Origin of the sequence: Hymenobacter sp. BT188, assembly GCF_014333585.1 — a bacterium.
Taxonomy (GTDB): Bacteria; Bacteroidota; Bacteroidia; order Cytophagales; family Hymenobacteraceae; genus Hymenobacter.
In genome coordinates, this window is sequence record NZ_JACSCW010000003.1 from 215351 (window position 1) to 232721 (window position 17371).

19 protein-coding genes are annotated in these 17371 nt (G+C 48.7%); 12 read left to right on the forward strand and 7 right to left on the reverse strand.

The features are described from left to right. Window positions 1–73 precede the first annotated feature (73 nt). The 4 genes from H8B13_RS09025 to H8B13_RS09040 all read right to left on the reverse strand — a co-directional run bounded on the left by H8B13_RS09025 (window position 74) and on the right by H8B13_RS09040 (window position 2767). Window positions 74–769 carry a hypothetical protein gene (locus tag H8B13_RS09025; RefSeq protein WP_187310481.1) on the reverse strand — a complete coding sequence of 232 codons (696 nt, stop codon included), beginning with the start codon at window positions 767–769 and terminating at the stop codon, window positions 74–76. Then, window positions 744–1700 carry a hypothetical protein gene (locus tag H8B13_RS09030; RefSeq protein ID WP_187310482.1) on the reverse strand — a complete coding sequence of 319 codons (957 nt, stop codon included), beginning with the start codon at window positions 1698–1700 and terminating at the stop codon, window positions 744–746. The genes H8B13_RS09025 and H8B13_RS09030 overlap by 26 nt, the downstream gene beginning before the upstream one ends. Window positions 1701–2225: 525 nt before the next feature. After that, window positions 2226–2429 carry a hypothetical protein gene (locus tag H8B13_RS09035; protein WP_187310483.1) on the reverse strand — a complete coding sequence of 68 codons (204 nt, stop codon included), beginning with the start codon at window positions 2427–2429 and terminating at the stop codon, window positions 2226–2228. Window positions 2430–2461: 32 nt separating this feature from the next. Next, window positions 2462–2767 carry a hypothetical protein gene (locus H8B13_RS09040; RefSeq protein ID WP_187310484.1) on the reverse strand — a complete coding sequence of 102 codons (306 nt, stop codon included), beginning with the start codon at window positions 2765–2767 and terminating at the stop codon, window positions 2462–2464. Between the two features lie 1059 nt (window positions 2768–3826). Between H8B13_RS09040 and H8B13_RS09045 the strand changes: the two genes are divergently transcribed. The 11 genes from H8B13_RS09045 to H8B13_RS09095 all read left to right on the forward strand — a co-directional run bounded on the left by H8B13_RS09045 (window position 3827) and on the right by H8B13_RS09095 (window position 11789). Continuing rightward, the gene (locus H8B13_RS09045) at window positions 3827–4585 is read left to right on the forward strand and encodes a helix-turn-helix transcriptional regulator (RefSeq protein WP_187310485.1); all 759 of its coding nucleotides are present in this window, start codon (window positions 3827–3829) and stop codon (window positions 4583–4585) included. A 22-nt stretch (window positions 4586–4607) separates the two neighbouring features. Beyond that, the gene (locus H8B13_RS09050) at window positions 4608–5189 is read left to right on the forward strand and encodes a hypothetical protein (RefSeq protein ID WP_187310486.1); all 582 of its coding nucleotides are present in this window, start codon (window positions 4608–4610) and stop codon (window positions 5187–5189) included. A 110-nt stretch (window positions 5190–5299) separates the two neighbouring features. After that, window positions 5300–5551 (forward strand): SHOCT domain-containing protein, encoded by a 252-nt coding sequence (locus H8B13_RS09055; RefSeq protein WP_187310487.1) that lies wholly within the window; start codon window positions 5300–5302, stop codon window positions 5549–5551. A gap of 66 nt (window positions 5552–5617) precedes the next feature. After that, window positions 5618–5863: a hypothetical protein gene (locus H8B13_RS09060; RefSeq protein WP_187310488.1), complete on the forward strand. Its 246-nt coding sequence runs from the start codon at window positions 5618–5620 to the stop codon at window positions 5861–5863. A gap of 81 nt (window positions 5864–5944) precedes the next feature. After that, complete coding sequence (locus tag H8B13_RS09065) at window positions 5945–6481, forward strand: hypothetical protein (protein WP_187310489.1); 537 nt, start codon at window positions 5945–5947, stop codon at window positions 6479–6481. Between the two features lie 160 nt (window positions 6482–6641). After that, complete coding sequence (locus tag H8B13_RS09070; RefSeq protein WP_187310490.1) at window positions 6642–7532, forward strand: hypothetical protein; 891 nt, start codon at window positions 6642–6644, stop codon at window positions 7530–7532. 90 nt (window positions 7533–7622) lie between these two features. Then, the gene (locus tag H8B13_RS09075; protein WP_187310491.1) at window positions 7623–8123 is read left to right on the forward strand and encodes a hypothetical protein; all 501 of its coding nucleotides are present in this window, start codon (window positions 7623–7625) and stop codon (window positions 8121–8123) included. Then, window positions 8120–9001, forward strand: coding sequence for a hypothetical protein (locus tag H8B13_RS09080; RefSeq protein WP_187310492.1), 882 nt, complete (start codon window positions 8120–8122; stop codon window positions 8999–9001). The genes H8B13_RS09075 and H8B13_RS09080 overlap by 4 nt, the downstream gene beginning before the upstream one ends. 82 nt (window positions 9002–9083) lie before the next feature. After that, window positions 9084–9233, forward strand: a complete 150-nt coding sequence (locus tag H8B13_RS09085) for a hypothetical protein (RefSeq protein WP_187310493.1) — start codon at window positions 9084–9086, stop codon at window positions 9231–9233. Beyond that, complete coding sequence (locus H8B13_RS09090) at window positions 9230–10564, forward strand: phage integrase SAM-like domain-containing protein (RefSeq protein WP_187310494.1); 1335 nt, start codon at window positions 9230–9232, stop codon at window positions 10562–10564. Before H8B13_RS09085 ends, H8B13_RS09090 begins: the two co-directional genes overlap by 4 nt. A 703-nt stretch (window positions 10565–11267) precedes the next feature. Beyond that, window positions 11268–11789, forward strand: coding sequence for a hypothetical protein (locus H8B13_RS09095; RefSeq protein WP_187310495.1), 522 nt, complete (start codon window positions 11268–11270; stop codon window positions 11787–11789). A gap of 41 nt (window positions 11790–11830) precedes the next feature. On the opposite strand, the gene H8B13_RS09100 is transcribed toward H8B13_RS09095, so the two are convergent. The 3 genes from H8B13_RS09100 to H8B13_RS21195 are packed head-to-tail and all read right to left on the reverse strand — an operon-like array spanning window position 11831 to window position 15439. Beyond that, window positions 11831–12877 carry an adenylate/guanylate cyclase domain-containing protein gene (locus H8B13_RS09100; RefSeq protein WP_187310496.1) on the reverse strand — a complete coding sequence of 349 codons (1047 nt, stop codon included), beginning with the start codon at window positions 12875–12877 and terminating at the stop codon, window positions 11831–11833. Window positions 12878–12887: 10 nt separating this feature from the next. Then, window positions 12888–13277, reverse strand: a complete 390-nt coding sequence (locus tag H8B13_RS09105) for a response regulator (protein WP_187310497.1) — start codon at window positions 13275–13277, stop codon at window positions 12888–12890. Next, window positions 13274–15439, reverse strand: a complete 2166-nt coding sequence (locus tag H8B13_RS21195) for a sensor histidine kinase (RefSeq protein WP_261990296.1) — start codon at window positions 15437–15439, stop codon at window positions 13274–13276. Before H8B13_RS21195 ends, H8B13_RS09105 begins: the two co-directional genes overlap by 4 nt. A gap of 411 nt (window positions 15440–15850) precedes the next feature. On the opposite strand from H8B13_RS21195, the gene H8B13_RS09115 reads away from it, so the two are divergent. Next, window positions 15851–17335: a sensor histidine kinase gene (locus tag H8B13_RS09115; protein WP_187310498.1), complete on the forward strand. Its 1485-nt coding sequence runs from the start codon at window positions 15851–15853 to the stop codon at window positions 17333–17335. The last annotated feature ends 36 nt before the right edge of the window (window positions 17336–17371 follow it).

A 17371-nucleotide genomic window follows, 5' to 3' on the forward strand; every position in this document is an offset into this window, starting at 1 on the left:
CCGCTGCAAGTCCACGGCTCGAAGAATAATTTTGCCTTGTATAGTCTGGTTATATAAGTACTATCCGTATGGATTATACAGCCTTATACTTTGTTTTGCCCTTCCAATCCTTGCGTTCCTGGCGGGTGGCCATTTGTCGGTGCTCGGCCTGAGTATGCTGATGCTGGGCCTCGCTGATTAGACCACGCTCTTTACGAGCCTTGCTAATACTCAGGCGTCGGCGCAGGGATTCGCGGTTGGGATGATCCAGCGGAATGCGGGCAGCGATATTGTCTAGCACCTGCGGAGTCTCTACCCCCAGGCATGCTACCATGACCACATCACGTGAGTAACCCTGTATCCTCTGATCCAAGTGCTGATTTTCCAAAGTGGCTACTTTAAGATAAAAGTAGCTTGTGATGGCCCTATAAATCGCGCTGCTATCTAGAGCTTGGTAAAACTTCGTGCCTTGAGTACGCATGTATTTCAAGGCTAGAATAATATCCTTGAGACTATCATGTGTGTAGGTTTGTGCCAGCGTGTCAGCCATTTCGATGATGTCGGCTGCGTCTGGCTTCGAGGGTACTTTTACTGAATCTACGAAGGCGCGTAGGATCACCACGAGTAGCTTAGTGACGGTCGCTTGGCCTAGGTGGCGGTTGAGCTGGAATAGCTTAGGCGCTTGGGCTGCCACGAGTGGCGTGAGGCCAATGGAAAGTTCGGCCACGAGTGTGCGAGCCTCCTCGTTAGGAGTGCGGGCTAGCTCACTGACGGTCGTACTTGGAAACATAGCCAGTTGCAGTAGGGCGTGCTCTGGGGTGGCCGGGGCTTTGGTAAGCGCCGCCGTAGGGTTGTGTGTTGGGGTCAAGGACGAGGCAGTTAGCAGAGATGTCATAAAGGAAGAATTGTTTAGCGGTAGCCAGCCAGTCACGGCGCCGAGGTATATCCCCTTTTTGCCGCCAGGCTAGAATCTTTTCGTGGTAATAGCGCAGGTTGGCCAGGGCGTAGTCAGTGCCAGCAAAGGCGGCAGCGAAGTGCTCGAAGACTGCGTACTCTGACTCAGCAAACAGAACTTCCCGTCGTCGGCTGTTAGACGAGGGCTTCGCTAGCGTTTTCGCGGCCCGCCCCCTGGTGTGCGAAGCCGAAGCGTCGGGACTCTGAGCGTGGTAACTTCCTACTGCCTTTTCACTCCTCGTGGACGAAGAGTAATCAACTTCCCGTTTTTCAGCCGCAGCCTGGTGCGTGGCACTGGAAGATTTATTGGAAGATTCTATTGAAAGATTACTAGTGATAGTATTAGTGCCGCATTTTGCGGGTAGGGGGTCCGGCAAAATGCGGGTAGGGGGCACCGCATTTTGCGGGTAGTCTAGGGGCAAAATGCGGGTAGTGGGGCTACCCGCATTTTGCGGGTAGGGGTTAGTCGCAGCCTTCAATTCAATGAGGGCAATAACAGGCTTTAAGGTGCGATAAAAGCCAGCCTCCTTTACCACCTTTTTAATCACCAAGCCATCCGCCTCTAATTGTTTCACCGCCCGGTTAACGGTATCAGTGGAGATGGTAAGCCGTGCAGCCAAATGCGCATCGGAGCAGTCACAACAGCCCCGGGTAGCTGCGTGCAAAGAGATTATTTCTGCTAGTACCAAACGTACAGCAGGCTGATAAGGCAGACGCAATACGTCGGCACTTAGCGTTAGCGGTAACTCCGCTGGTGTTAGCTTCATAAGGCGGGGCTAAAGAGCAGTTGATCGCCACCAGCAGCGTCAGTACGCATGAAGCGTTGGGCAGTAGCGTTCATGATGGAGCCGGGTGCTAGCAGGACTTAGTCACCCCAGTGGAGATGCGCCTGGGCGATGGCTTTTTTGTCAAGTGGGTGATAAGCCCTTGAGTGCTTATCATAAAGCACAGTATTGAGACAGCTGTAGTGCCCTTCCTTACCAAAGAGCTAATAGAGAGAATAACTAGACAAATTGAGAGCCCCTGGATGCTAATTCTTCGCTTGGCTGCTCTCTTGACTTAGGCTTCCGGGCGGGGCTTGCCGGGGTTTGTTCACTTGACATCACGCGCCCTGATGGACTGGTGTGTGAATGCCATCAGCTGCGTAGCCAACTCTGTTTCAAGAGGTTAATGTTTATCAATACTTTTGTTTGATTGTGGCGCAGAGTTAAAGAGTTATTCAGCAACAGGATGAGCACTTCTAGCTGTGCAGTGAAGGCATTAGCTAGGTAAGATTGGAAATAGTGGTAAAATTAAAGTTGCGCATTAGGGGCGGTATGGCAGAATCGATCAAGCGGAGATTGCTGCACAGCCTGCCAGGCCTGCTTTATTTTCAGATCAGCCAGCGGTTGCACCACTGATAAGGGAATGTTCAGCACTAAGCAGGCGCGCTGTAAGGCCACTTCTGCGGCGCGGGTTTCATTGTAAGCGGTGATGGCAGACTGTTGGGCTTGCATAGCAGATGGAATTGAAAGTGGGATGAAAAGAATTAGTCAGCGTCAGCGATGTCGCCAAACCAGTCCCTAATTGCTTGCTCGCTGACTAGGTACTTAGCACCAGCCTTGCGATGACGGATACCACCGCTGCCTTCGGGCGTATTGAGGTACTTAAGCAGGGAGGTGCGGCCCATCTTCATGCGGTCTTGCAATTCCTCTAGAGTGTAAACCTTACTCTTGGCAGCTTGCTCCGCTTCTTCCTTGGCTCGTAGCGCCGCCACCTCCGCGATAACGCGTGCTTCTTGGGGCGCGGAAAGCTGAATGGTGAAGGTGCCGCCGGGCAGAACAGTGAGTTGCATGGAAAGCATTAAGCTAAAATGTTTACTGATATGTTGGGCCTAGAATGGGAGACTTTTGGCGCGAGTAGCTCACCACTTGATAGTATGAGCGACTTGCTTTTTTATGAAGGCATTGAGATAAACCCTTTTCAGGTATCACTGAAAAATGCTACAATGCAAGTCTCTAGATTTTTCTCTAAGCACTCAAAATCTTTTGCAGCAGGCTGAGCTGGATTCTTTTTGATTAAAAAAGACCTGATTGAAGTTTTCTAATTAAGGTACTACTAGCAGAATACTGCATCAGCGATGGGCGCTCAACAGAACTGATTGGGGTGGCGGGCTAGAGAAGTAGTTAAAGCATTTAACTAAGCTGATGCAAACCTGGACTTTTCGTTGCTACTATCGGAGAACTCTCTGGATCCAAGAAGCGTAGCACCGCCGTTTCGGAAATGATGTGTTTACCTCCCATATACCGAGTCGTAAGCATACCCTGAGCGATAAGCTGGTATGCTTTAGTGCGACCAATACCCAGGCGTACCTGTAAACGGTCATCATAGCCTAGTCCCGGAGTCTGCTTAGTGGTGAGAATGTAGCGTCTGCTTAAGATCTGAGCTTGAGCTAAAGCACAGACTTGGCGGTCAACAAGAACCCCTGCGAACGTTGAATTCGATATTTGGACATAGCGTTTGGAGCAGCAGCATATAGTTTCCATGTTCATTATTAAAGATTAAAAACTATTGAAAAGTGTTGTTATCTGTTCATTCCTGTACACGGTCGGCAAAAAAAAGGAGCAATGTTCAACCAATTTTTAAAAGAGCAGCAGCGGTTTTCTTGCGCATATTTGGTAAGCCTATTAAGTCTAATTGGTTGTAAACGCTGTAGTGATCGTTCAACCCATCTATGTAGAGATGGCTCTGGACTGTATGTCGAATAATCGTTTTTTCCTTATAACGGTCTATTCCGAACTAGCTAGACAAACTTACTGAACATTTATGTTCATTTCTAATCGTTAGTAGAAATATTTTTCAGCATTGAATAAAATTGCCTTGTTTTGTTCAGCTAACCACAACTGAGAATGCCATGCCACCCCAATCTTTGTCCAAGCTCACACGAGCTGGACGCTTAATTGATTTGCGTCTAAATACGGGTATGTCCCAAAGGGCTGTAGCTGAAAAATTAAATAAACTAGGTTTTAAAATCAGCGCTGCAAGTATTTCAAGTTATGAAGCAGATGATTCTATTAAGATTAAACGGCCTTTATTACAGAAGTTGGCAGAACTGTACAAGAGCAATACAACATACATTGAAACTGGCACTCAACCTCAACCCAATGTAGCATTCGCCACTGGTAATAAACCATATATAGGTGAGCCGAAGGATGTTCGCTTTCGTCATCCCTCAACTCTCGAAGAGTTTTTGAACTTGCCCGCAGTACCAGTTCGTGCGCGGACTTTATTCATGGAAATGGCCGGCAGCGGCTCTGACTATAGTGACTTGGAAATTATGCGGGCCTATAACCCCAGCTCAGAATTACATAAGGTTGGTAGCATTGCCATTGAAGTAGATGGTGATTCAATGGAGCCCCAGTTGCGTAGCGGCATGTGGGTGGCGGCTTATCCCATTGATCCTAGTGACTTCAAGTATGTAAGCTCCGGTGTGTACGTCGTGGACTTCGGCAGTTCTTTAGTCATTAAGCGCATTAAGGATAATGACCTGCTCACAGATGGAACTTTGACCTTGCACTCTGATAATGAACGAGCCGGTAAGGTCACCATCAAGAGCAATGATCTGCGCCGGCTATGGCGGGTAGTGGATGTGATCAGAGCCCGAGTTATCTGATATCTGCTAAGAATTATGCGCTATGATGACACCAGATCAGGAGATAGGCTATATCCACTCTATTCTCGATTACTTGAATAAACTGGATGACCGTTTCGTGTTCGATTACTTGCAGGGTATAGAACTCTTTCATTATTCAGAGTTGGATGCTCATCTTCTGCAAGAGCGCATGGAAGAGGAGAAATTAGTAAAAATCACCAACCAGCGCGGTCAACCTGATACGGCCGAACTAACGAATAAAGGAAAAAGAATAGCAAATGAATCGGGCGGTTACAAAGAGCGGCAAGCAGCGTTACAACGCGAGAAGGACAGGCAGCAAGGACAAATAGACGAGCAGTTAAGACTGAATCGTATTAGTGCGAACGCGGCCGTCCGGAGCGCCAGATGGGCACTGTTTGGCCTTTTCATAGCAATAGCTAGCGTCTTAGCATCGCTTTACATTGCTTGGCAGGCGGAAGAGGCACAGGATGCTACGAATTTACGCGTCACTCAATTAGAGCAACAGCTAACGAGGCTAGAAGCAGAGCCAACTTCCGTACGGACCGCTCTTACACAACCGGATTCAGCTCGATTGTCAGCACCATCAGTGAAGGGCAACCCATGAACTTGACCTTCCGCCAGCACACCGACCGTCTTGATTGCATGTGGAAGGTGGGGGAATCCACATTTATGCCTGCTGAAGACTAATACAATACCACTATACCTACTTCTATTATGCTCCAATCTCCTCTTCTGTTTCTCGGTGACATAGGCGGCACCGAAGTCATGCTGATTAGCATGCTGTCAGTGCTGCTCTTCATCCTTGTGCTATGGCGCATCTTCCGTCCATCCAAGCCAGTCGTGGTTCAGCACCAGTCTACTAGCTCCGTTGCTGATGAGTTGCTCAAGTTACAGGCGTTACGCAAAGAAGGAGCCCTAACTGAGCAGGAGTTCGAGGCGCAGAAGCAAAGGCTGATGCGGGGTTAGGGGAAAGGAAGAAATCCACCTGTATGCACGCCGAGGATTAATACCTTGAACCCATATCTCTACGCTATGTATTCGTCTTTGCTCCTATTTCTAGGTGATATAGGAGACACTGAAGTCCTCGTAATTGCATTCGGTTTTGTGAGCCTGGTGTTAATAGTCGTCTTGCTCTGGCCAGATAAGCCAGCTGTGCGCCAGCAGCTTTCCAAAAGCTACGTCGATGAGGAATTGCGGGTCCTGCAGAAGCTACGTAGCGAGGGGAGAATGAACGAGGAGCAGTTTGAGGCAGAAAAGAAAAGGCTGTTACAGGAGTAGGGGAAAGTGGGGAATTCACCTATATGCCCGCTGAGGATTAATATTATGACACCAGAGCAGGAGATTAATTATCTACACGCCTTGATCGCGTACATGCTGCAAGAGGAGTCTACTGGCAATGGATTGGTCTTCATATTTGACGAAATAGAAGAGTTTCCCTTTAAGGGCCACGAAGCCGAAATACTACTTCAGCGCCTGAGGCACGAAGGACTAGTCAATAGCCTAAAAACCCACGGCTTGATAACCCTTTCCCCCAAGGGCCGGAAAATTGCCTATGGCGCCGGCGGCTACAAAGGCTTTTTAGAGCAGATGCAGGCAGAGCAACAAGCCCAACAAGAGCGAGCCGTACGCCAGGAAATCTCGACAACGCGTGTGGGCTGGATAAATATTGGTTTGACGGCAGGCAGTTTCATTGCTACGGCTATTGCCACCTGCGTCGCTTGGCAGGCTAATGCCAACAACACTGTATCAGATCACCGGCTGAAAGTCTTGGAAAGCCAAGTGCAAAAGCTACGGCAACATCAAGCCCTACCTAGAAAGGATTCGGCTACCACCATCCTAGTTGATAGCCGAAATAAGCCAGCAATATCAGCCACTGAGCAACCACAAAGCCGGTAGCAATACCTTGCTGATACTCGTTGCGTCGTTTAATTTTTTCCATGCTGCTAATGTATGAACACCAACTCTCGATAGCGATACCAAATAAGCAATAATAGCCTTCGCCTTTACCTGCACAACAAAGTAGCAGTTTGTAATCACTCGATTTACAATTAAAAATATGTCTAAGAAAAACGCAGCGCCAGACGAACAAGAACTTGCAAATAATACTAAAGATATACTAGGGCATTGTGGCGTTATTATTCCAATAAGTGATACATCTGGTTACATATCAGGTCATTGGCAACAAGTTCTAAATATTGTAAAAAAGGCTGCATCGAAAGCGCAGTTTACTTGCGAAATTGTAAGTGACAATTCGTTTAGCAATGTTATGCATGCAAATATTATTGCCAATATTTTCAATAATGACATTGTTATATGTGACGTTAGTAGCTTTAATTCTAATGTAATGTTAGAACTGGGCCTGCGTATAGCCTCGAAGAAACCTATTATAATAATATATGATGAGGACGGCAAATATCCGTTTGATATGAATCAATTATTTTATGAAAGATATGATAAAGGGCTTCGATACTATGATACAGAAGATTTTATTGAAAGATTAAGTAAAAGAATTACTAATACTTATCATAGCACTAAGCCTGATAGCCCCATTCCATACAAACCCTACCTCGACTATTTTTCAGATATACGAATAGAGGCATCAGATATTACAAGAGAAACTGTTGGCTTAAAGGAGGCTGTAGAATTATTAACCAAAGAGGTAGCTAGTATAAGAGTATCTCAAGATCAAAATTCACGTGATCAAAATACAAGGTCATATATTGAACAAGATGTTAAACAAAAGATACTAACAAGCGAAATTTTAAAGAATAAAGTCGAATATGCGTTAACCGCTTTAAGAATTAAATCAGTTGACGAGTTTAAAGCTCATAATGCTACCGTAATAAGTATTGTCAAGGAAAATTTAAAAATAGAAAAATATAATTTCATAACTGACAGACTGGATGCTTATATCAGACATGCTGCTTATGAAATTCTAGAACAGTAAAAGTGATAGTGAGTTGATATTTAAATAATTATTAAATATCAAAACTACACTAAAGCATAAGAGATTTTGGTTAAAATTTGACTTTTCTATATGAAAGAGCCGCTTGTTTACTACTCTACAAATACACATCTATCACATTTTATAAGCGAGAGGTATTACGGAGGTATACACTTTGCATGGTGTTCTCCTGTTTTTGATCCTTCAATCTTAGGGCCCTATGATATATACAAAAGAATTCCAGTTAGCTCATCACCTAAATATATATATTATTTATTTATAGAGGATTTGAAATCACAGGATTTTCATAGTGCAAGTATAGAGCGAAACAAAAATGGTTTGAAAAACGGTGCACTGCAGAAATTAAAAGAAAAGGTCATAAATATTGATGATTTTAATGTGATAAATGAAATAATAAATTTATCAACAATTCAAGATTACAAGCCATTAGTTTACATAATACCAGCTACTTTGATTAAAGATAAGTTAGTTAAGGTGTCTGTTGATAAGCAAGCTAATCCTTTGAGTACTGAGTACGTTGTAAGTAATTTAGAGTCTAACGATTTTGAAATTATTGAAATATCAAAATCATGAATGATAAATTAAATTTTTTGTATGCTGTTGCCGAAATTTCTAATTATATAGAAATGAAGCTTCGCGGAGTTATAGCTGATTTTGATGGGTATGTAAGTAAAGATTCTCTCAATAAATTAAAAAATTGGCAGGGATGGCCTGCAAATGTAGATTATAATGATTTAGTTCAATTAACCCAATTAAGACAAAGACTTCAGAATTACACTCAAAGCTATGCGTTCATGGACGTGGATTTAGCTTTTTCGAGAGATGAGGCCATTATTTCAAAAAAATCCCATCGTGTTGAGACGGAATTTTTGAAAGGTCGTGAGATAATTGTTGGGCAAGAGATGAAGCCAATATTAAAAGGGTTATCATTGAGTATTCCATTGATACTACAGCTTATAAGATCATCTAATGATGTATTTTATTGTCATGATGAAAATTCTAAAAATATATTTTGTTCGAATAAATTTGAAATAAGGTCCAGAAAAGTTACGGTTGTATTTCATCTTCAGCCTGGTAAAGAGAATGAACGAAGTATATTTCGTGGTGTTGAAATGCATGATATAAATAATAAATTTTCATTATCATCACTGTCTTTTTTCAGTGAATATAGCGAAAGTTCAAATCCGATAAGATTATTTTTAAAATCAATTCAAAAATATGGAAACGAATTTGCTATAAATGATAAAGAAAAAAAATTATTTATTGAAGAAACGTTTTCTGAATTAGATATTAATAACATTATAGCATTGAAATTGAATGATTCTATTAATAATCCGCTTCAATTTGTTAGGTTTGCTCTTAGAAAAAAAGGCACGAAAACAGTGATTTCCTTTGCTTATCTTCTTGATTACAGTAAAATAATTGGTTCTCTGAAGCGGTTTGAATTTTGATTACAATAAGCAGTTTTCGGTCACAACTCTTTAACATGCCTGCCACCTTCAGAATAACGCACGCCCACAAGCTAAGTGCTCGATGAACCTGACCTTCCGCCAGCGCACCGACCGCCTCGATAAGGTGGGGTGGGGCGTCATCTTTCTCAATGTGACTTGGGATGGGCAGCGCCTGAAGCTGCTCACCGGCGTCAAGTGCAAGCCGGCTAATTTTCAGGAAGACAAGCTATGAAGCTGACGTATCGCCAGTGGGTAAACACGCCCGATAAAATGGGGCGCTGCCTGATCTTCTTAGATATCGCCTGGCAAGGCCAGCGCGCGCGCCTCTCCACCGGGGTCAAGTGCCAGCCCGAAAATTTCACCCCGGCAAAAGCTCTAAAGGTGCAGCGCGAGCTGAATAAGACGCAGCTCAACACCCGCCTGGCCGACATCGAGAAGACCGTGCTCCAGGTCTTCAACCAAGCCGAGGCGCTAAACCAGCCCGTGGTGCCCGCCCAGTTGGAGGCGGCCGTGAAAGCCATCCTGCCCCGCAAAAAGAAACTGGCTGCCCCTGAGCAGGAGGTCGCCCCGGAAAAGAGCTTCGCCCAGCTCTACGCCCTCTGGCAAAAGGAACACCCCGGCCAGGGTACGGACGCGGCCCGCCGCTACCAGCAGGTGCTCGGGCGGCTGGAGGACTTTCATCCGGGCTTCACCCTCGCCCAGTTGTCCAAGGTCACCTTCTACGACTACCTAGGCTACCTGCAACAGGCTGGCCTGAGCGATAGCACCATCGCTGGCCATGTCAAGTTTCTGCGCGTGTGCTTTCTGCTCAGCGAGCAACTCGTGCCCAGCTGGCTCAAGTTCACCGCCAAGTACGGCCGGGCCGCCTCGCTGCGGCGTGATGAGTTCACCCTTTTGCTGCAGCTCACCGACCTGCCCCCGTACTTGCAGCGGGAAAAGGAACGCACCATATTCCAGACTCAGCTGCTGCTGCGCGATTCGGACCTGCGCAAGCTCAAAGCCCATAACGTGGCCGTGGAAGACGTGGCTGGGGTGGGGCCTATTCCCGTGCTGCGCCTCTACCAGACCAAAACCAATGAGTACCTGACCTTGCCCCTGCCCCCAGCGGCGGCACAGATCTGGGAAGCCTGGCAGGGCAAGGTGCCCGTGGTGGTTCAGCAAAAGCGCAACCTCTTCATTAAAGAGCTCGCCCAGCGCGCGGGCCTGGAGCGGGGCCACGTGCGGGTGCGCTTTAAGATGGGTAAGCCCGAGGAGGAAGTGTTGCCCATGTGGCAGGCCATCACCACCCACACGCCCCGCCACACCGGCGCCGATCTAGTGCTCTGGGGCAGCGACGGGGATCAGAACTTAAAGGAGCTGGCCCTGGGCCATACGATGGGGCTGAGCGCCTACGGCTACGATTCGCTCGAGCGCTACGCGCCCCTGCTGCTCAGGGCCTGGCAGAAGGTGGCAGTAGCTTCCGTTTTTACTGCCAGTTCTACTGACAGTGCGCGGCTGAGCATGGACGTGTGCGCGGTGCCGGCAGCGGGCGTAGGGCTGTTTCCCGTCCGTTTCCGTTCGTAATCATCCAATAGGGCGAAACCCTGCAGCTCCACATCACTTGAAAAAGCCCCCCGGTTTCGGGGGGCTTTTTTTGTTTCTGCTTGGCGGTTTCTACCAACTGTCCTAATTGGGTCGGGCTTGGGAATGTGATGACAGCGAAGTTGTTGGTATAGTTTAAAAATTACGACTGTCACATTCTGACGTGCTTCGTTTCTCAGAAGCACTTAAACATATAGGACGACAAGATTAAGCGCTTCAAGTGGGGATAAGTCACATATTTCAAATCGATGATGACGACCGAATCAGCTAGTACTAAGTCGGGACTCTTTATTTCAATAGCATATTGAAATAATTTTAATATCGTGTATTTTAGTATCATCGCTGGTGTACTATTCACGAAGTAGTCTTCCAAACAAACGGTTTGGGTCCCTTGCTTGCAGTGTACCCAGATCAGGCTTGCACAATGTGAAAATAAGCCCCCCAGCCCTCGACTTATTACCTGGTTATTGCTCGGTGCTTCTTGGCTACTAAGTATCTGGTAGCGCTTAGCTTTCAAGTAGATGCATTATATATGGGCCACAACTACTTTTTTGTTTCTTCTACAAAGACATTTACTGCAATAGCCTTAGTAGTCGCCGTGAGCTGTAGCGGGTGCTGGCGGCGCGGCACGTCGGCAGAAAAAGCAGACGACACATCTCAGCGGGCAGCGAAACAAATTACGACTGTGAGCAAAGATGCTCTCACGGATGCGCCGCTGCCCGTATTGGAGGAGTTGCCGGGCATCGTGACAACCAGTCGGCATTATCCACTGCTTGCTCACACCAAGGGCCGGATCAAGCGTATATTCTTTGTGCCAGGCCAATATGTACATAAAGGCGATATTCTGGTGAAGGGCTACGACCACAACTTTATAACCGCACCAACCAACGCCTTGGTTGCTGAGCGCCTCATTGATGGTAGTTCTTACCTGTTGCCAAACACCGTGGTGGCTTCGCTACTGGAGCTAGAGCCTTTCCAGATTAAAATAATGCCTCCCAGTGCTTATGTTCAGCCTATTGCGCCGGGCTGGGGGGCAAATATCAGCCGCTCAGACGATAAGACCTTCGCTGCGAGCGGTGTAGTATTGGGCAGCCACATCACAGCCGAGGGCTCTCTGTTTGTGGACCTGCGGCTGCACCGCCTGACTGGTGGCTCCCTACTAGCCGGTACCAAAATAAGAGCCGTGCTTGCACCACCATCCCTGTAAGCGATTGGTGGCGGCGAAAACCTAGCCTGCCGAAAATGATGCTACGATATCACCTCATACGTCATTACGGGTAGGGCTTTATTCTTTAATGTGAATTCCTGCACGGGCTGACATTGGAACGACTCTTTTACCTGCTCATAAGTGGCCGCAGTAATAAGAATCTGCCCTGGCTGGGCTACCGACTGCAAGCGCTGCCCCAGATTCACGGTGTCCCCGATGATGGTATAATCCAGTCGCTTCAGGGAGGCCGACCCGATATTGCCCGACACTACTTCCCCCGTACTGATGCCAATGGCTACATCAGGCCGGTACGTAATGCCATCGGGGAGGGGCTCCGAGTTGGTTTGGAGTAATGTCCGTACTGATAGAGCCGCATCGATGGCACGGTCGAGATGAAAGGTGCCCCGGAAAACAGCCATGACCGCATCGCCCATAAACTTGTCGATGTAGCCGCCCTGCGCAATGATTTCCTTCACCATCTGGTCAAAGTACAGGTTCAACAAGCGCACCAACGCGTCGGCCTGTAGCTTCTCCGCCAGCGCAGTAAAGCCGCAGATATCAATAAAGACCACCGTAGCCTCAATGCTTTCACTGGCCATCAGGCGGTTTTCCAGACCTGGGCGGGCCATAAAGTTGATGACTGTTTCGTCCACGTACATCTTCAGGATGTTGTTCTCCTGAATAGCCCGAATCGTTTCGCGTAGCTGCTTTACCTGTGCAATCGTCTTCTCCAGCGTCACTTCCAGGTCAGCAAAATCCACCGGCTTGCACACGAAGTCGAAGGCGCCCCGGTTCATCGCCGTGCGGATGTTCTGCATATCGCTGTAGGCCGAAACCATCACGGTTTTCAGGGTGGGGTTCACCTCGGGCAGCTTGGTCAGCAGCGTCAGCCCATCCATCACGGGCATGTTGATATCAGACAGAACGATATCGATATCAGGCTGCTCCTTAAGTTTATCTAGCGCCTGCTGCCCATCGTGGGCAAACCGAAACTCGTAGGTGCCTTCCCGAATTTTGCGTCGAAACTTCTGCTTGATCAGCAACTCCAGGTCAGCCTCATCATCTACCACCAGTATTTTGGTTTTCATAGCGCGGCTTTCAGATAGTGTTCAGGAGAAGAAGCTTTTGCTTTAACGTAGCAAAATCAATCGGCTTTGATAAAAAATCATTGGCTCCCAGCTCCATGGCTTTGTTGTAACTCTCGGCATCGGCATAGGCTGTAATCATCATCACCAGTGGGGGCGGAATCGGATGATCTTTTTTAATCAGGCGCAACAGTTCCAGGCCACTCATGCCCGGCATGTTAATGTCGGACAGAATCAGCACTACTTCCGAATAGTGTGGCTCTTGCTCTAGATATGATAAAGCCTCTTCGCCAGAAAAAGCGAAAGAAAACGAGAATATTCCCTCACGGATTTCCCGCCGGAAGCGCTGCTCAAACAGGAGCCGTACGTCAGCCTCATCATCGACAACCAAGATCTTTCTCATATGGAATAACTTAGTGTTTGTGTCTGTACGTGTTCCTGACTTATTGGTAGAGATACCGCAAACTCCGTGTATTCGCCGGGCTTAGTATTGACGGTAAGGGTGCCGCCGTGGCCTTTGGTGACAATATCATAACTAAGGGAGAGGCCCAGGCCGGTGCCTTCGCCCGGCGGCTTGGTGGTGAAAAACGGGTGGAATATTTTCTGCCGGATGACTTCCGGAATGCCCATGCCATTATCCTTCACCCCGATAACTACCTGCTCATTTTTCAGGCGCTTGGTGGCAACGCACACTTCGGGCCGGTAACCTGCCTGCCCTAGCCGCTGCCGCTGCTGTACGGCATAGAAAGCGTTGTTAATTAGATTCAGTAGCACACGCCCTATTTCCTGCGGTACAAGCTCCACGAGGCCCAGATTCTTGTCGAAATCAGTGGAGAGGGTAGCGTTGAAGTCTTTGTGCTTGGCGCGCAGGCCGTGGTAGGCCAGGCGCAGGTACTCGTCGGCCAGCGCGTTCAGGTCCGTGGGCTGTCGCTCCCCCCGACTGGCGCGCGAATGCTCCAGCATGCCTTTCACGATGCTATCGGCCCGCTTGCCGTGGTAGGTTATCTTCTCAAGGTTTTGCGACAGGTCATCAACCAACTCCTCGGCCGATTTTCGTTCTTTGTCAGGCAAGCTTATTAGCGGGCCGGCTTTCAGTTCTGCCAACAGATCCACTCCTACCTCGGCGAAATTATTGACGAAGTTCAAGGGGTTCTGAATCTCGTGGGCGATGCCGGCCGTCAGTTCGCCCAAGCTGGCCATTTTCTCGCTTTGAATCAGCTGCTGCTGCATGGCTTGCAGGTTGCTCAGGGTTTGCTGCAAAGCCGCAGTACGCTGCTGCACCTGCTGTTCTAGCAACTCATTCTGCTGCGCCAGCAATTGCTGCTTTTCCTCCTGCTGGGCCGTAGTCTGGGCCGAAAGTCGGCGTACTTGGGCCAGCTTTATCATAAGCAGGCGGCTATCCAGGGCAAAGCGGCAGGCCAGAAACAGCGAGATAGCCAGTACGGGACACAGAAAAGCGGAGAACGTGAGCATCGTATGCAGCGGAATTCCCAGTACTTCCTGCCGAAGAATTTCTGACTGTACTATAGACAGCAAAGCGAATGTCAGAAGCAGTACGAAGGCGATGCCAAAGCCCAGCGCAATAATGCCCGCTGCCCGCTTCGCCTGCCGAAGGGCGCCTATGGTAATGCGTAGCTGCTCTGCTGTAACCAGCAGCATAAAGCCCACGGTAGGATACCAATGGAGCCCCTGCCCGAACATCAATAGCAACAAGCTGAAAATATTGGCTATCCAGAGGGCGTAATAAATGCGCCCAACGCGCATATAGAAGAAGCTGTAGAGCGCCCGCACGGCCAACACGCTCCCTATCTGTAGGCTCGCGTAGGATACGATATCCATTCCAAGGCGTAGCCCATGCGCGCCTATATCATCCAGAAAACCAGTGCAGAAAAAGGCGCTGGCTTCAGCCATAGTATACAGCGCGAAGTAAAAATTAGCCCGCTGATTTGGGTTATAGACATAGAAAGCGACATGCAGCGTGCTTAGCAGGAGCAGCGCCCCAAACAGAAGCATGTCAGCCACCTTATACTTGGCTTCCTGCTTAAACTCTTCCTCGATCTGCTGCAGGCCGCCCAGATGCCCTTGAAAGAAAGTGGGGACAAAAAAATCGTTGAAGGTGGAAAAAGCCCCCCAGTGCGCAATTCGCACGGCTAGTACCTGCTCGTCTTCATCAGCGAGGGGCAACTCGATAGGCTCCCTATTGGGCCAATAAGCCTTTACCAGCACGGGTATGGAGCTAACCACTCCGTATTGACGCAGCAGCTGCCCATTCAGGTAAATCTCTGAGGCGGCGTATTGGGAAACGGTCAATATCAGGGCTTTGCGTTGAAGCTCAGGACTTACTTGGAAGCGCAGCCGCAGCCAGCCAATACCCGCCTGCTCCACTTGCGGCAGCTGCCGGGGCGGAAGCGTGGGGTTGATCGGTTGCCAGTTTCGGTCGTCGATGTCCGGCTGCGCCCACTGCTCATTGTCGCCGGGTTGAAATTTCCAGCCCTTATCGAGTACAATACCGCCGGGGGGCATTTTATCGAAATAAACAGCCGTGTCAGCGCCCGATTGTGCCATTCCTACCCGTATGACACAAATAAGTGCCAGTAGCAGCAGAGCTCTTATAGGCAGATAGCAGTGCATAATAGGCAGGGGTGCTTCTGATGCGGTATCGAGAAATACCAGCTTCTGCAGCCGGTTATGCTCGTAAGAAGACAAAATACTTATGTCTGATCAGGCATAAGCGTGAGGGAGTAAGAAAGGCACTATAACCGGCCTGCGCAGGGCCTTAACGGGTAGATGAGCAAAACTAAATGCAGTATGATTATAGGCGGAACAATTATAAATGAATCCATTTCAACTAAATTACTTATTCTTAACCATTCAGCCTATCTGTTTCATTTCTTAAGCCATAAGCAACGGTAATGACACGCCCTTGTCATTCTGGTGGCTTCAGCATCAATCTACCCTTAGTCAGTTAGTTCTGCTATGCTCACACTTCACAAGTCGGCGGGGGATAGTGCTCCGGCTGGGCTTCTGGCTAAGCTAATTTTGCCCTTTCAGCAAGTGTGGAAGCGCATCATTAACATCGGAGTGCACAAGGAGCTTACCGAATGGCAATGGAAGCGGGTGCGACTGCTGAATGGTATAAGCGCTATTACGATTACCATTTATGCCGGCTACGTTGTCGTGTTCTTCAACTCCCCCGACTGGCTAACGTTTCGGATCTGCCTCGCGGGCGTTTTCCTGAATTTGCCGCCTTTTATTCTTAATCATTACCGGCGCTACAATGCCTCGGCTTACTACTGCATTCTGAGTGTCACGGTGTTGTGCTCGTTTATTGCTGTTGCCCGCAGGTACGATGGGGTAGAGTATTACCTGATTTCCAACAGCATTGTCGCCATGCTGTTCTTCCGCAAATTCTGGAAAATACTCATGCTGTTTTCGCTCAACTTGGCCGCTTATTTTGCGGTACGATACGCTATGGAACATGTGCAACCCTTTCTTTATGTGAAGGATAGCTCGTATTTCTATAATGCCAACGTGCTGCTGTTTTTCATGACCTTGTTTTTTGTGGTGTATTATTTCCGCGCCGAAAACTTTCGGCAGGAACAGATGCTCAGCCAGAAAAACGAAACCCTGGGCCAGTCGCTGGAGCATTTGCAGAAGACCCAGGACCAACTGGTGCAGCAGGAAAAGCTGGCTTCCCTGGGTGCCCTCACCGCCGGCATTGCCCACGAGATTCAGAACCCCCTCAACTTCGTTGATAACTTCTCGGAGGTGGGCATAGAGCTGGTGGAAGAGCTACGCCAGGAACTGGACCACGAGCCCATTTCGGAAAAGCGCAAGCACACCATAACGATGCTATTGGATGATCTGGCCCAAAGTCAGAAGAAGGTAAACGAGCACGCCGACCGCGCCGGCAACATTGTGCGGGGCATGCTTTTGCATTCGCGCGCCAGTCGGGGGGAGCGGCAGCCCACGGACCTGAACGCGCTGGCCGACGAGTACCTGCGCTTGGCCTACCACGGCCTGCGCGCCAAGCACAAAGACTTTAACGCTACCCTCTCTACCGATTTTAACCTGCAATTGGCGCCCATAACCGTGGTAGTTGAGGATATCAGTCGGGTGCTGCTGAATTTGTTTACGAATGCCTTTTACGCGGTTCATAAAAAGGCTACCCAGTTGCCGCCCGGCAATAATTATAAGCCAACCGTTTCGGTGAGTACGCAGCGGGCGGTGAACGGCGTGTTGCTGCGGGTGCGCGACAATGGCACGGGCATTCCGCTGGAAGTCATCGACAAGATTTTCCACCCGTTTTTCACGACCAAGCCGCCGGGCGAAGGCACCGGCCTGGGCCTCTCCCTCAGCTACGACATTGTCACCAAAGGCCACGGCGGCACGCTCACGGTGAACTCGGAAGTCGGTGAGTACAGCGAGTTCACAGTCTGGCTGCCGGAGTCGCGCGCCTGAAAAAAGCCCCCCGTCCAGTTTGGCTGTAGAGACGCG

Coding starts and splice junctions, on each gene's coding strand:
- H8B13_RS09025 (WP_187310481.1), bottom strand. CDS start 769: ATGTTTCCAAGTACGACCGTCAGTGAGCTAGCCCGCACTCCTAACGAG.
- H8B13_RS09030 (WP_187310482.1), bottom strand. CDS start 1,700: ATGAAGCTAACACCAGCGGAGTTACCGCTAACGCTAAGTGCCGACGTA.
- H8B13_RS09035 (WP_187310483.1), bottom strand. CDS start 2,429: ATGCAAGCCCAACAGTCTGCCATCACCGCTTACAATGAAACCCGCGCC.
- H8B13_RS09040 (WP_187310484.1), bottom strand. CDS start 2,767: ATGCAACTCACTGTTCTGCCCGGCGGCACCTTCACCATTCAGCTTTCC.
- H8B13_RS09045 (WP_187310485.1), top strand. CDS start 3,827: ATGCCACCCCAATCTTTGTCCAAGCTCACACGAGCTGGACGCTTAATT.
- H8B13_RS09050 (WP_187310486.1), top strand. CDS start 4,608: ATGATGACACCAGATCAGGAGATAGGCTATATCCACTCTATTCTCGAT.
- H8B13_RS09055 (WP_187310487.1), top strand. CDS start 5,300: ATGCTCCAATCTCCTCTTCTGTTTCTCGGTGACATAGGCGGCACCGAA.
- H8B13_RS09060 (WP_187310488.1), top strand. CDS start 5,618: ATGTATTCGTCTTTGCTCCTATTTCTAGGTGATATAGGAGACACTGAA.
- H8B13_RS09070 (WP_187310490.1), top strand. CDS start 6,642: ATGTCTAAGAAAAACGCAGCGCCAGACGAACAAGAACTTGCAAATAAT.
- H8B13_RS09075 (WP_187310491.1), top strand. CDS start 7,623: ATGAAAGAGCCGCTTGTTTACTACTCTACAAATACACATCTATCACAT.
- H8B13_RS09080 (WP_187310492.1), top strand. CDS start 8,120: ATGAATGATAAATTAAATTTTTTGTATGCTGTTGCCGAAATTTCTAAT.
- H8B13_RS09085 (WP_187310493.1), top strand. CDS start 9,084: ATGAACCTGACCTTCCGCCAGCGCACCGACCGCCTCGATAAGGTGGGG.
- H8B13_RS09090 (WP_187310494.1), top strand. CDS start 9,230: ATGAAGCTGACGTATCGCCAGTGGGTAAACACGCCCGATAAAATGGGG.
- H8B13_RS09100 (WP_187310496.1), bottom strand. CDS start 12,877: ATGAAAACCAAAATACTGGTGGTAGATGATGAGGCTGACCTGGAGTTG.
- H8B13_RS09105 (WP_187310497.1), bottom strand. CDS start 13,277: ATGAGAAAGATCTTGGTTGTCGATGATGAGGCTGACGTACGGCTCCTG.
- H8B13_RS21195 (WP_261990296.1), bottom strand. CDS start 15,439: ATGGCACAATCGGGCGCTGACACGGCTGTTTATTTCGATAAAATGCCC.
- H8B13_RS09115 (WP_187310498.1), top strand. CDS start 15,851: ATGCTCACACTTCACAAGTCGGCGGGGGATAGTGCTCCGGCTGGGCTT.